This is a genomic window from Oxalobacteraceae bacterium OTU3CAMAD1 (assembly GCA_024123915.1).
Taxonomy (GTDB): Bacteria; Pseudomonadota; Gammaproteobacteria; order Burkholderiales; family Burkholderiaceae_D; genus Rugamonas.
This window is the reverse complement of the sequence record CP099650.1, coordinates 767,907-780,943: the sequence shown is the minus strand read 5'-3', so window position 1 is coordinate 780,943 and position 13,037 is coordinate 767,907. Positions and strand designations below refer to the sequence as shown.

The following is a 13,037-nucleotide window of genomic DNA, read 5'->3' as shown; positions in this document are numbered from 1 at the left end:
TGGCTTTGCTTTTCCGGCCATTGTGCCATTTTGTCTACAAACGGTGACTGCGGTCATGCATTGTGATGGCGTCCGGCAACGTGATGTTCTTTCCTATCACCAAGACCTTGAACAGTTCGCCCATCTCGGCCGGCGACAGCAGTTTTTGCACGGCGCCCGCCTGCGGCAGGTAATTGCGCGTGTCGGACGGGTCGGTGCGCATCAGCAACTCGCCGATGCCGGCGCCGATCAGGAAGCCGGCCTGGTTCAGATACGCCAGCACGCCGGCGCCGGCGTCCTGCGCCGCCAGCGCCATCGCCGTGAAGTCGACGTGGGCGGTGATGTCCTGCAGGCCCGGATAATAGAACGGGTCCGGGTGCGCGTGGTGGCGGTAGTGGCACATCAAGGTGCCGGTGGCGCGCAGGCCCAGATAGTATTCGTGCGCCGGGAAGCCGTAGTCGAACAGGAAGGCGGCGTTGGCGCCGCCGTCGCGCAGCATGCGCCCCAAGGTGGCCATGAAGCCGCAGGCCACGCCGTGCACCTCGGTGACGTAACCGACCGGCAGCTCGGCGTGGTCGGCGATCTGGCGTTCGATCTGCGCCAGCAGCGCGTCGTCGGCCGGCGCCTCCAGCCAGTCGAAGCGGCCGTCGCGCACCGTCACGCGCAGCTCCTGCCAGCCTTCCGGGTGTTTGGTAACCAGATGGACCGGCATCGCGTCGAGCACCTCGTTGCCGAAGACGACGCCGTCGAAGGCGTCCGGCAGCGCGTCGAGCCACTCCACCTGCGGGAAGTCGCGCAGCCGCTCGCGCTGGCGCGCGCGCAGTTCGCCGGACAGCTCGACGATGAAATAGCGTTCGACGGCGACGCCATCGGCGGCCATCGCGGTCAGGATGTCGAACGCCAGCTTGCCGGTGCCGGCGCCGAATTCGAGGATGCGCGGCGCGCTTTGGGCGATAATAGCGGCTGCGACACGCGCCAGCGCGGCGCCGAACAGCGGCGTCAGTTCCGGCGCGGTTGTAAAATCGCCATCTTTGCCAAGCTTGGCGGAGCCGCCGCTGTAGTAGCCCAGATCGGGCGCGTACAGGGCCAGCTCCATGAAGCGGGCGAAGGAAATCGCGCCGTCATGGCGTTCGATGTCGGCGGCGATCAGGTTCTGCAGGGCGTGGGACGCGGCCAGCGCGTCGCTAGAGGGTACGGGTAGGGACATACCGGCATTGTAGCGAATCGGCGCCCGACCCGCACGGCCAGGCGGGGTCGTACCCCCTGGGGTACGACCCCTAAGTGGTGGCGCAAGCGCACAGGCAAAAGCGTACGGGGTTTGACCGGCGCCGCCTCCACTCAACATTTTTTGAACATCGGCCATGACGACAACGCAGCACAACCAACCAAGCACCGCGCCGGACGGCGTCCGCGCCGCCCTCGTGACCGGCGCCGGGCGCCGCATCGGCCGCGCCATCGCGCTCGGGCTGGCGCGCGCCGGCTGGGACGTGGCGGTGCACTACCGCGCCTCGGGGGACGAGGCGCGCCAGGTGGCGGCCGACATCGTCGCGCTGGGCCGGCGCGCCGTCACCTTGCAATGCGACCTGTCGGACGAGGCGGCCGTGCGCGAACTGCTGCCGCGCGCCATCGCCGCCCTGGGGCCGGTGCGCTGCGTGGTCAACAACGCCTCGCTGTTCGACTACGACAGCGCCGCCGATTTCACCGCCGCCCGGCTCGACGCCCACATGCGCGCCAACGTCGCCGCGCCCATCCTGCTGTCGCAGGCGCTGCACGCGGCGACGGTCGACGGCGGTGGCGAGCCGGCCGCCGTCATCAATCTGCTCGACCAAAAACTGTACAATCTCAATCCTGATTTTTTGTCGTACACCCTGTCCAAGGCCGCGCTGCACACCGCCACCACGATGCTGGCGCAGCAGCTGGCGCCGGCGGTGCGGGTGGTCGGCATCGCGCCCGGCATCACGATGGTGTCCGGCGACCAGACCGAAGCCGGTTTCGCCAACGCGCACCAGCAAACCCCGCTGGGCCGCTCCAGCACCCCGGAGGATATCGCCGACAGCGTCGTCTACGCCGCCTCGGCGCGCGCCATGACCGGCACCACCTTGCTGGTCGACGGCGGCCAGCATCTGATGCCGCTGCCGCGCGACGTGATGTTTTTGGCTAAATGAGCCGGCTAAATAAGTAGAATTTAAATCGAAAGAAGGTAATCCCATGTTGTCCGCCCTGTCCCACCCAAGTCTGACCGACTGCCGCCGCCTGTTCCTGCGCAATTACGAAGTGCTGATCAACATCGGCGTGTACGAATTCGAAAAGAAGGGCGAACAGCGGCTGCTGATCAACGTCGACCTGTACATTCCGCTGGCGGTGTCGACGCCGACCCACGACCAGTTGGACGAGGTGGTCGACTATGACTTCATCCGCGACACCATCGCCAAGCTGATGGCGCGCGGCCACGTGCAGCTGCAGGAAAGCCTGTGCGACGACATCGTGCGCGCGATGCTGGACCACCCGCGCGTGCGCGCCGCCCGCGTCTCGACCATGAAGCCGGACGTGTATCCGGACTGCGAAGGCGTCGGCGTCGAAGTATTCAAGATCAAGGATAACGTCTGATATGAACGCCCCACTGCACCTCCCGCAAGAACTCAACGCCTTGGGCGCCGCGCCGGAGCGCGACCCGACCGATTCGCGCCGCTTCGAGCTGCTGCAAAAGAAGCTGCGCACGCAAACGGGCAAGGCGATCGTCGACTTCGACATGATCACCGAGGGCGACCTGGTGATGGTCTGCATGTCCGGCGGCAAGGACAGCTACGCGATGCTCGACATCCTGATGCACCTGCGTAAAATCGCGCCGGTCAAGTTCGACCTGATCGCGGTCAACCTCGATCAAAAGCAGCCGGGCTTCCCGGAGCACGTGCTGCCGGAGTACTTCCAGAAGATCGGCGTGCCGTACAAGATCGTCGAGCAGGACACCTACAGCATCGTCACCGAGAAGATCGAGCCGGGCAAGACCACCTGCTCGCTGTGCTCGCGCCTGCGCCGGGGCATTCTGTACCGCACCGCCAAGGAGCTGGGCGCGACCAAGATCGCGCTGGGCCACCACCAGGGCGACATCCTCGAGACCTTCCTGCTCAATATGTTCTACGGCGGCACGATCAAGACCATGCCGGCCAAGCTGACCGCCGACGACGGCGAGAACGTGGTGATCCGCCCGCTGGCCTACTGCCGCGAGCAGGACATCGAAAAATACGCCGGCAAGATGGGCTTCCCCATCATCCCGTGCAACCTGTGCGGCTCGCAGCCGAACCTGCAGCGGCAGGCGATGAAGGAGATGCTGGCGACCTGGCAGCAAAAGAATCCGCTATGGATCAAGAGCATGTTCACCGCGATGGGCAACATCAAGCCGTCGCACATGATGGACCGGGGGCTGTTCGACTTCAGCAAGAACGAGATGCGCGAAGCCGAAGGCGCCTTCGCCGGCGACATCCTGTTCGACAAGGACGAGAGCATCACGCTCGACGGCGTCAACGGCGCGTTCGCGATCCAGAGCAAGGGCTGACGCCGAACCCTGGCGGCGGATCGGCGCGCCGCCGCCAACATCATGGGGTCGGACCCTGAGGGTCCGACCCCGCCCGGCCGTGCGGGTTGGTCGCCACCCAACCCGCGCCGGTCGTTAGAACTTCTGCGCCGTGCGCATCACCGGATAGAGGTTGAAGCGCTCGTCCCACGACGCATGGCGGCGGGCGAAGAATTCGAGGCGCGCCTCCTGGCTCTTGTTGAACTCCGCGTCGGCGTCGAGCTTTTTGCGGAACTCGGCGCGCAGCGCCGGATCGGCCTCCAGCTGCTCGCGCGCGACATCCTCGGCCACATACTCCTCCATGTACTCCTTGCGCTCGAAGGCGTTATTGAACTCGCCCCAGGCCAGCAGCGAATCGGCGCCGCGCGGCTCGAGCATCGTCATCACCAGGCGCGCCTTGGGCTGCGCGATCGGCACGAACAACGAACCCTTGGCCAGGCTGCGGCGCTCGCGACCCCAGTCGCCTTCCACCGCCAGCGATTGCCGGCCTTCGAACGATTGCGCGCCGAACTTGGTCTTGGTGGCGCGGAAGGTCTCCACCTCCGCCGCCATCTGGTCCGCGCCCAGCACCTTGAACGTGATGCCGTGCTGTTTGAGCTTGGCCGCCACCCTGGGCGCGTCGGCCAGCGGCACCAGATAGCCGCCCAGGGGCGCGGCCACCCGCAGATCGGGCACGATCTCGTCGCGCAGCGGCACGGTCCATATCTGCGGCTTGCTTTCGTCATAGTGCGTCATCAGGCCGCCCGACACCTCCGAATGGCCACGCGTGTATTCGTAGCCAGGGAACTGGATGGTCTTTTTGTTGAACGTGGTGCGATAGCTGAGCGGCACCTCGGCGCCCGCCAGCGTTTGCGCTCGCGCGTCCGCCTCGCGCGCCATCTTCAGCCACTGCTGGCCATGCGCGCCGACCTGCGACAGCAGCGAGACGATGGTGTTGCGCGTGACGCGCACGCGGGTCGGGTAGTCCTTCCACGAGTGCGTCTCGACCAGCATCGCGAAGCGGTTACGCATCGGGAAATAACCGGTCGAAAAACGCGGCGCCGGCATACTGTCGACAAAGCCGGACGTCGGATCGTCGGTCACCGCGAACGAGATGTAGTACGGCTTGGGGTCCGAACCCTGCGCCTTGAGATCCGCCATCACAGCCGTTCGCAGCGCCAGGCCGGCCTGCTTGAGATCCTCGTCGCCGCCGTGCACCGGCTCGACCTGGATCGAGACGTCGGGCTGGAACTTGGCGCCGTCGGTCACGTGCAGGTCGATGTAGGCCAGCGGGTCCCAGGCGTTCACCAGCGCCAGCATGGACTGCATTTCCGGCGCGTCGGCCTTGACGTAGTCGCGATTGAGGTTGTAATTCTGCGCCGTCGTGCGCCAGCCCATTTCCACCGGACCGCGCTGGTTCGGCCGGTTCCATTTGCCGAAGCGCTCATGGCCGTCGACGTTGAACACCGGGACGAACAAGAGCACCTGCTTGTCCAGCGCGCCCGGAGCGGCCTTGTTCTCCAGCGCCTCGCGCAGCGCCAGGAAGCCGGCGTCCTTGCCGTCGATTTCTCCGGCATGAATGCCGCCCTGTACCAGCAGCACCGGCAGGCCGCGCTTTTTCGCCTGCTCGGCGGTCAGCGCGCCGGTGCGCGAGACGGCCAGCGCCAGCATCGGCCGCCCCTCCGGTGTGCGGCCGAATTCGAAGCACCGCACCTGTTTCGGATACGCCTTCTGGAAGCGCGCGCACAGCGCGACCACCTCGTCGTAACGGCCGGTGTTCTGGAAGCCGGATCGCTCGGCGATGGTGCTCAGGGCGGATGACGACGGGGCGGCCGGCGCGGCGCCGACGGTGGTGGTGGCGGTGGCAGTGCTGGCGGCAAAGGCAAGCAGTATGGCGGAACGAATCATGAACAGGCTTCCAGCGTGGGGTTGATCGACCGGTGCCTGCGCCGGCACCGGATACGCTGGAAATTATAGACGGCTTTGCGCGCTAACGATTGCGGATCGCTATTTCCCTGGCCTGCGGGCGGACCAGCGTCATGGCGCCGGAAGCTACGGTGGCGGAGCGCGCCCGGTTCATCGCCGGTTGCGCGGGACAGATGCCGTTGGCGCGGTAGCTCAGCGCCGTCGATAGCAGCCGCTCGGAGGAATCGCCCAGCGCATGGCCGAAATCGTCGGCCACCCGGCAGGTCGGCTGGAAGCCGTTGGCGTAGTCGCCGAAGCCCTTGTGGTTGGCGCCCTGTAGCTGGATCGCGAAATAGGTGGTGCCGCAGTTATCCGCCGGCACAAAGCCGTACGGTTTGCCGCAGGTTTCGCCGCCGATCAGATTGACTTCGACGTCGATGCCGCGCAAGCCGTTGATCACCGATTCGCTGGCCGAGCAGGTACCCGGCGTGGTCAGGATGGTGACGCGCTTGAGCCCCAGGTACGGCAGCGCGGTGCCGCCGGCCAGTTGCGAACCCCTGAAGCCGAATGCCTTGTCCAGGAATGGTTGTGGCGCCTGCGGCGGCGTCTTGTCGTTGTACTGCAGCCGTTCGAAGGCCTTGCCGCTGGACGCTTCCGGTCCGGCGATCATGTATGCCAGTTCGCTGGCCACGGCCAGGTAGCCGCCGCCGTTGTAGCGCATGTCCAGCACCAGATCGACGATGTCGGCCGACTTCAGGGTGGTGAACGCCTTCGCCAGCTCGCTCTCGGAGAGCTGGTTGTGGTCGTCAAACTGCAGGTAACCGACCTTGCCGGTCGGCGTGTCGATGGTCTTGACGTTTTGGACCGGTGGACTGGTCACCTGTTGCGCCGTCAGGTTGACCAGCAAACCAACGCCGGCGCGCGTAAGCGCCAGTTGGTGGGTCTGGCCGGCCGTTGCCGGGAACAGCCCGGCGTTGATCCGGTTCACGGCGGCGCCACTGGTATCGGTGAGGGGAACGCCGTCGACGGACGTCAGGGCATCGCCCCGGCGCACATCGGCCAGCGCCGCCGGCGATCCTGGTGCGACCGACGCCACGACCCAATTGGACGCGCTTTCGTTGCTTACCCACGTGAGGCCGTAGCCCACTTCCGAACCGGAGCTGGACAACGCTTCCCACACAGCGGTCGGATAGGTGAAGTGGAAGCGATCCTTCGGCAAGCCGGAGGCGGTGACGGCCGAGCTTTTATACACGTCGAAGAAGTCGACCGCGCGCGTGTAATTCTCCAGCCGCAGGTTGGTGGGCAGCTCGCGGTACCACAGATAGGTCTCGTCATAGAAGGACCGCAGCCATCTCAGTTCGTCCATCAGGGATCCGCGCACATCGACGGTGCCCGGGCGAGGATTCTCGCAGCGGTTGGCCAGCACGGTCCACTCGGAAGCGGTGGCCACTGGTGGTACGGCCGGCGCGACGGCGGCGGCGGGTGTGGCGCCGCCACCGCCGCCACCGCAGCCGGAGAGCAGCGCCAGCAAGGATGCGGCGGCTAACAGCGGGGAGTATTTTTTCATGCGCATATTATAGTCGCGCAGGCGTATTGAGTAGCATAATGGCTATCTTTTTTCGCAACTCACGCCTGCAGATCCGGATCGTCCCGGAACAAGGCCGCGATCCACGCCGCGAACACGCCCAGGCGGGGCGAAGCCATGCGGCCCTGCGGATACAGCAGCGAGATCGGCATCGGCGTGGGCGGCATATCGTGCAGCACCTCGACCAGCGCGCCGCTGGCCAGGTGGTGGCGCACCTGGTAGCGCGCCGCCTGGATCAGGCCCATGTCCTGCAGCGCACAGATGATGTAGGCGTCCGGATCGTTGACCGCGATGGCGCCGCGCACGGCCATCGTCACCACGCTGCCGTCGGCGACGAAGTCCCAGTCGAACGGGCGGCCGGTGCGGCCGGAGAAATGCGTCACGCCGCGATGCGCGTGCAGATCCTCCAGCGTTCGCGGTACGCCATGCGCGGCCAGGTAGGCCGGCGAGGCGCACGTCAGAAAGCCCATGCTGCCGATACGCCGGCCGATCATCGACGAATCCTGCAGGTCTCCCACGCGCAGCGAGCAGTCCAGGCCCTCGCGCGTCAAATCCTTCACCTGCTCGCTCAGGGAGACGACCAGATCGATCTCCGGATAGTCGCGGCAAAAAGCGCCAATGTGCGGCATGACCAGATTGCGGCCGACGGCGCCGGGCAGCTCAACCCGCAGCCGGCCTTTGGGCCTGGCCGCGCTTTGTCCCCGGAACGTGCCTTCGGCGTCGTCCACCGCCTGCAGGATGTCGAGGCATTTCTTGAAATAGTCGGCGCCGTCCGGCGTCAGCGACAGTCGGCGCGTGGTCCGCTGCAGCAACTGGGTGCCGAGGAAGGCCTCCAGCTTCTTGATCGTGGCCGTCAGCGCGGCGCGCGGCAGGTCCAGCGTTTCGGCCGCCTTGGTGTAGCTATTGGCCTCGACGATACGCACAAACACCTGCATGGCCTTCAAACGATCCATGATTGTTCATATAAAGTGAAAAGTATGGGGGCATTATGCCCTAATTATCTTAACGCGCGTTTTGCCTACACTAGCTCATCGAAATTCCACTTCTGGAGCAATCTCATGAGCAAAACCTCGGAAACCGACATCAGCCCCGGCATGGTGCTGTTGCTGGCCGCCGCGACAGGCCTGATCGTCGCCAACCTGTATTACGCGCAAACGCTGGTCGGCCCGATCAGCGCCGCCACCGGCCTGTCGGCGCAGGCGGCGGGCCTGATCGTCACGTTGACGCAAATCGGCTACACCATCGGCCTGCTGTTCGTCGTCCCGCTGGGCGACCTGCTGGAAAACCGCCGCCTGATCTTCAGCGGCCTTTTGTTTACATCGGCGATGCTGGTGCTGGCCGCGTTCAGCACCAGCGCGTGGCTGTTTTTAACAGCGGCACTCGGCATCGGCCTGGGATCGGTGGCGGCGCAGATCATCGTGCCGTTCGCCGCGCACCTGTCGAAGGAATCGACGCGCGGCCACACGGTGGGCAAGGTGGTCAGCGGCCTGCTGCTGGGGATCATGCTGGCGCGCCCGGTCGCCAGCCTGGTGGCCGACGCCAGCAACTGGCACGTCGTCTTCGGCGGCGCCGCGCTGATCGTGCTGGCCGTGGCGCTGGTGCTGCGCGCCAAACTGCCGCTGCGCGTGCCGGCGTCGAACCTCACCTATCCGGCGCTGATGGCGTCGCTGTGGCACCTGTTCCTGCGCACGCCGCTGCTGCGCCGCCGCGCCGCGTACCACGCCGGCCTGTTTGGCTCGTTCAGTTTATTCTGGACCGTCACGCCGCTGATGCTGGCCGGCCCGCAGTTCCATCTGTCGCAGACCGGCATCGCCATCTTCGCGCTGGTCGGCATGGCCGGCGCGGTGGCCTCGCCGATCGCCGGGCGCCTGGCCGATGCGGGCCATACCCTGATGGCGACGGCCGCCGCGCTGGCGCTGGGAGTGGTCGGCTTCGCGCTGCCGATGATCGCGCCGGAATCGCGCAACGTCGGCCTGGCGATCCTGGTGGTCGCATCGATCGTGCTCGATATGGGCGTGGCAGCCAACCTGGTGCTCGGCCAGCGCGCCATCTTCACCTTGGGCGCGGAAGTGCGTAGTCGTTTGAACGGGGTGTATTTCGCGCTGTTCTTCGCCGGTGGCGCGCTTGGCTCGGCGCTGGGCGGCTGGATGTTCGCCACGCACGGCTGGCATGCGGCGCTGCTGACCGGCATGGCGTTTCCGGCCCTGGCACTCGTTTATTGGGTGACGGAGTATGCGGGGCATGGCGCCGCGCAGCGCAAAGTGGCATAAATCAGGACCGGGGCGGCGCGTGGCGGATTACGGCTGCGCCTAATCCGCCCTACGTGTTTGTGCGGCGACGCGAGCGACGGAGGCCTGCTTTCACCGGGAACGTCGCGGACACGAGGGGCACGTAGGGCGGATTAGCGCGAAGCGCGTAATCCGCCACTGCGTCAGGAACCGAAATGGTAGTTCAGCTCCACCCATCCTTGACGTCCAACCGGGCTGTAACTCCCGACCGGATAATACGGCCAACCACCGGTGGTATCGCTCTTGACCTTGTTGAACAGGTTATTCACCGCCACCGAAATCGTGGTACTCGGATTCAAACGATACACCACGCTCGCATTGACCAAGGTCGTCGGCGTCAGATACGCCTCCCCCGCGCCGTCGGGCACCTTGCTATAGCGCTGCAAGAACAAGGTATTCGACCACTTCTCCAGATTCCACGTCACGCTCGCATTGAGCTTGTCGCGCCAATCGGGGTTGGTCATATCGGCCAGGTCGTCGTTCAACGGATCGCCGGAGAACTGGCGTGACTTCTTGTCCAGGGTCTTGGAATAATTCAGCTTCGAGACGAACAGCCCCCAGCCCGTGGTGCGCAGCACATGCTTGACGCTGACATCGATGCCATTCACGCTGGTGGACGCGGCGTTGATCGGATTGACCGTGATCCGGCGGATCTCGCCCGGCTTGTTGAGCGCGGTGAGCGGATTGCGTTCGATACGGGCGATAACGTCGGCGCAAGTGGGCGAAGTCAGGTCGCCAGCCATGCGGCAATCCGACTCGTCGCGCAGCAGCTTGTCGGCGCTCAGGTTGGTCACCAGATCGTCGATCTTGATGTTCCAGTAGTCGAGCGACACGTCGAAGTCGGCGCTCGGCGACCACACCAGGCCCAGGCCCGTCGAACGGCCCCGTTCCGCGCGCAGATCCTTGCTGCCGTTCTGCACATAGTCCGATCCCGGCGAGACGTTGGCGAACTCGCAATCGGCCACCGGCTGGCCGGCCTTCGCGCAGCGGTAGTAGTCGGTGGTGGACGAATAGTAGCCGGTCCCGCGCGCCTTGAAGATATAGTTCATGTCCGGCGCGCGGAAGCTGGTGGCGTAGTTACCGCGCACCAGCACCTGCTTGACGGGACGCCATTCCAGGCCGCCGTTATAGGTGGCCTTGCCCTCGTCGCGGCCGGCGTAGCTGTAATGGTCGTAGCGGCCGGCCAGGGTGGCCGATAACTGCGGCAGCAGCGGCACGTTCGCCTCCACGCCCAGCGCGTAGCGCTTGCGGGTGCCGGCGGTGACGTCGGCCGGCGGCGCCAGGTTGAAGTAGCCCTCGTTGATGCGTCCATCGGGCCGGTTCGAGAAACCCTGCTTGCCCACCTCCGCCACCGTCGCCAGCCTGACCGGGCCGGCCGGCAGCGCGAACGCCTCGCCGTTGGCGGACAAACTGAGGGTATTGGTCCACGATTTGTCGTCGGTGTGTGTGAAGCCGGTAATGCTGTCGAATTCGGCCGGCGTCAAGCGGCGCGTCAGGCGCGACTGGTCGGGCGCGAAGATCGCCACGCCGTCGGCGTCCACGCCCAGCTGCGGACCGAGGAAGAAGCTGTCGATATTGGCCAGCGCGCGCGGCGCCTTGGCCTGGCTCTTGTAGAGCGATGCCGTGTAGCCCGCTTCGTACTGCCAGTTGCCGGCGAGCTGCCCCTTGGCGCCGAACGACAGCGAACTAGCCTGGTCGTCCCAGGTGCGGTTGTAGCGATCGACGCCGCCCATCTCCTCCGGCGAGATGTATTTGTTCCACGCCTCGTAGTTGCCGGTGTTCTGGTTGACGAAATAGGCGTCGGTGAGCGAACGCGATGTCCACGACGGGCCACGCGTGTTGTTCGAGCTGCGATTCTGGCCGTACAGCCCCTCGATGAACAAGGTGGTGGACGGCGAGAGCTCGTAGTTGGCGCTGCCGAACACGTTCTGGCTGCTGTTTTTGGTCTGCGTGGTCCAGTAGGTCGGGCCGACGTTCGGGCTGGCGCAATAGCTGCCGGTCCTGGCGGTGTATTTCACGGCGCTGCCGTTGAAGACGTCGCCCAGGCCCGCGCAGGCGTCGCCCAGATCGACATAGCGTCCCGTGTCGACATTGCGCCGGCCCAGGATCGAGGTCGGCGCCACGCCGGTGCGGGTGCTCATGAAGTCGCGGTCGCGGCTCCATAAGGGATCGCGCTCCAGCAGTTCGACGCTGAACAGGGTATTGAGTTTGTCGAAGGTGTGGCCGCCCGTGAACTGCAAACGCTTGTCGCCGCCGCCGCCGCGCGAGGTGCCGCCGGCTTTCAGGTTGATATCGTAGCCGTCGGCCTGTTTTTTCAGGATGATGTTGACCACCCCTGCGATCGCGTCCGAGCCGTAGACGGCGGAGGCGCCGCCGCTCAATATCTCGATGCGGTCGACAACGCTCGACGGGATGTTGGCCAGGTTGGTGAAGTTGACCGTGCCTTCATAGGCGATCGGGAAGTCGGCCATGCGGCGGCCGTTGAGCAGCACCAGCGTGTGGTTCGGTCCCAGGCCGCGCAGGCTGATGGTGTTGGCCGACGGCGTGAAGGTATTGCCGAAGTCGGCGCCCTGCGTAAAGCCGCTGTTCTGCGCCTGGTTGTTCAAGGCGTCGAAGACGTTGCGGTAGCCCTGCTTCGTGATGTCGTCGCCGGTGATGACGGTGACGGAAGACGGACCTTCCAGGCTGGCGCGCGGAATGCGCGAACCGGTGACGACAACTGCGGGCGGGCTCAGGGTTTCCGAGCCAGCCACCTGCGCGCTGGACGAGCCGGCAGCGCCGCACAGCAGCGCGATAGCGCCTGCCGCCAGCGGATTCAATTTAAATTTTGTTTGCACTGAAGTGATCCGGTAAGAGATGGGGATGCCATCCTATCAACCACCGAATTAGAAATGAACGAACGAATCCGCGCAAGCTTATGCATTATTTTGGTGCGTGGCCCAGAACCGCCACGCCACTGCTCTACAATTGCCTTTCGCGCAACTCACCGGGGACATTCATGACCACATCCGCCAGCGCCGGCCCCAAATGGGGCATGGCCATCGATCTCGAACGCTGCATCGGCTGCCACGCCTGTTCGGTCGCCTGCAAAGTCGAGAACTCCGTCTCGCTCGGCCACTTCCGCACCAAGGTGTACTACTACGATTTCGCCGCGCTCAATCCGCACAACCAGCAGCCGACGACCAAACGCGCCTTCCTGCCCACGCTGTGCATGCAGTGCGAGGACGCGCCCTGCCTGGACGCCTGCCCCACCGACGCGATCACGCGCGGCGCCGACGGCATCGTGCGCATCGACGATGCCGTCTGTGACCGTAGCCGCGATTGCATCAAGGCCTGTCCTTACGGCGCCATCCACATCGACCCGGTCGCCGAAGTGGCCGATAAATGCGATTTCTGTTCGCACCGGCTGGCGGCCGACATGGAACCGGCCTGCGTGGAGGTCTGCCCCGCAGAGGTCTTCGCGTTCGGCGACTTGAACGACCCGGCCAGCAAGGTCAGTCTGTTCCACGCCAACCACCGCGCGCAGACGGAGCCCCTCAAGCCGGAGGAAAAAACCCGCCCGCTGGTGGAGTACCGGGGCTTGGGCGGCGTGGTGCCGCGCGCGATGGAGCGCAAGATCCCCAAAGGCCGCAGCCACGACCCGTTCTCGTACGAGGTCGAGACCTGGGACCAGCTCAAATCCGAGTTCCCACCGGCCGCGCCGCGCGCCAACAAACCACGGGGAGGCTGA

General features: G+C 65.5%; 10 protein-coding genes. 5 read left to right on the top strand and 5 right to left on the bottom strand.

The window, feature by feature from the left end:
• Positions 1–34 precede the first annotated feature (34 nt).
• Positions 35–1,186, bottom strand: coding sequence for an SAM-dependent methyltransferase (locus NHH88_03390; protein USX14853.1), 1,152 nt, complete (start codon positions 1,184–1,186; stop codon positions 35–37).
• A 154-nt stretch (positions 1,187–1,340) separates the two neighbouring features.
• On the opposite strand from NHH88_03390, the gene NHH88_03385 reads away from it, so the two are divergent.
• Genes NHH88_03385 through ttcA form a run of 3 tightly spaced genes read left to right on the top strand, consistent with a single transcriptional unit; the run spans position 1,341 to position 3,532 of the window.
• On the top strand, positions 1,341–2,144 hold the full coding sequence (locus NHH88_03385) for an SDR family oxidoreductase (protein ID USX14852.1): 804 nt from the start codon (positions 1,341–1,343) through the stop codon (positions 2,142–2,144).
• Between the two features lie 43 nt (positions 2,145–2,187).
• The gene (locus tag NHH88_03380; GenBank protein USX14851.1) at positions 2,188–2,586 is read left to right on the top strand and encodes a dihydroneopterin aldolase; all 399 of its coding nucleotides are present in this window, start codon (positions 2,188–2,190) and stop codon (positions 2,584–2,586) included.
• A 1-nt stretch (position 2,587) separates the two neighbouring features.
• On the top strand, positions 2,588–3,532 hold the full coding sequence (gene ttcA, locus NHH88_03375) for a tRNA 2-thiocytidine(32) synthetase TtcA (GenBank protein USX14850.1): 945 nt from the start codon (positions 2,588–2,590) through the stop codon (positions 3,530–3,532).
• A 114-nt stretch (positions 3,533–3,646) separates the two neighbouring features.
• Here ttcA and NHH88_03370 read toward each other — a convergent pair whose 3' ends face one another.
• The 3 genes from NHH88_03370 to NHH88_03360 form a co-directional block, all read right to left on the bottom strand.
• Positions 3,647–5,437, bottom strand: a complete 1,791-nt coding sequence (locus NHH88_03370) for a M14 family metallopeptidase (protein USX14849.1) — start codon at positions 5,435–5,437, stop codon at positions 3,647–3,649.
• Between the two features lie 82 nt (positions 5,438–5,519).
• Positions 5,520–7,001 (bottom strand): S41 family peptidase, encoded by a 1,482-nt coding sequence (locus tag NHH88_03365; GenBank protein USX14848.1) that lies wholly within the window; start codon positions 6,999–7,001, stop codon positions 5,520–5,522.
• A gap of 59 nt (positions 7,002–7,060) precedes the next feature.
• Positions 7,061–7,972, bottom strand: coding sequence for a LysR family transcriptional regulator (locus NHH88_03360; GenBank protein USX14847.1), 912 nt, complete (start codon positions 7,970–7,972; stop codon positions 7,061–7,063).
• 105 nt (positions 7,973–8,077) lie between these two features.
• Here NHH88_03360 and NHH88_03355 point away from each other — a divergent pair, with 105 nt between their 5' ends.
• Positions 8,078–9,289: an MFS transporter gene (locus NHH88_03355; GenBank protein USX14846.1), complete on the top strand. Its 1,212-nt coding sequence runs from the start codon at positions 8,078–8,080 to the stop codon at positions 9,287–9,289.
• A gap of 161 nt (positions 9,290–9,450) precedes the next feature.
• Here NHH88_03355 and NHH88_03350 read toward each other — a convergent pair whose 3' ends face one another.
• The gene (locus NHH88_03350; protein USX14845.1) at positions 9,451–12,144 is read right to left on the bottom strand and encodes a TonB-dependent receptor; all 2,694 of its coding nucleotides are present in this window, start codon (positions 12,142–12,144) and stop codon (positions 9,451–9,453) included.
• 161 nt (positions 12,145–12,305) lie between these two features.
• On the opposite strand from NHH88_03350, the gene NHH88_03345 reads away from it, so the two are divergent.
• Entirely contained in the window at positions 12,306–13,037 is a 732-nt protein-coding gene (locus NHH88_03345) for a 4Fe-4S dicluster domain-containing protein (GenBank protein ID USX14844.1), read from the top strand.

Excerpts from the sequence above, each read along its gene's own strand:
- NHH88_03385 (USX14852.1), top strand. The coding sequence starts at position 1,341 with ATGACGACAACGCAGCACAACCAACCAAGCACCGCGCCGGACGGCGTC.
- NHH88_03355 (USX14846.1), top strand. The coding sequence starts at position 8,078 with ATGAGCAAAACCTCGGAAACCGACATCAGCCCCGGCATGGTGCTGTTG.
- NHH88_03360 (USX14847.1), bottom strand. The coding sequence starts at position 7,972 with ATGGATCGTTTGAAGGCCATGCAGGTGTTTGTGCGTATCGTCGAGGCC.
- NHH88_03380 (USX14851.1), top strand. The coding sequence starts at position 2,188 with ATGTTGTCCGCCCTGTCCCACCCAAGTCTGACCGACTGCCGCCGCCTG.
- NHH88_03345 (USX14844.1), top strand. The coding sequence starts at position 12,306 with ATGACCACATCCGCCAGCGCCGGCCCCAAATGGGGCATGGCCATCGAT.
- NHH88_03390 (USX14853.1), bottom strand. The coding sequence starts at position 1,186 with ATGTCCCTACCCGTACCCTCTAGCGACGCGCTGGCCGCGTCCCACGCC.
- ttcA (USX14850.1), top strand. The coding sequence starts at position 2,588 with ATGAACGCCCCACTGCACCTCCCGCAAGAACTCAACGCCTTGGGCGCC.
- NHH88_03365 (USX14848.1), bottom strand. The coding sequence starts at position 7,001 with ATGAAAAAATACTCCCCGCTGTTAGCCGCCGCATCCTTGCTGGCGCTG.
- NHH88_03370 (USX14849.1), bottom strand. The coding sequence starts at position 5,437 with ATGATTCGTTCCGCCATACTGCTTGCCTTTGCCGCCAGCACTGCCACC.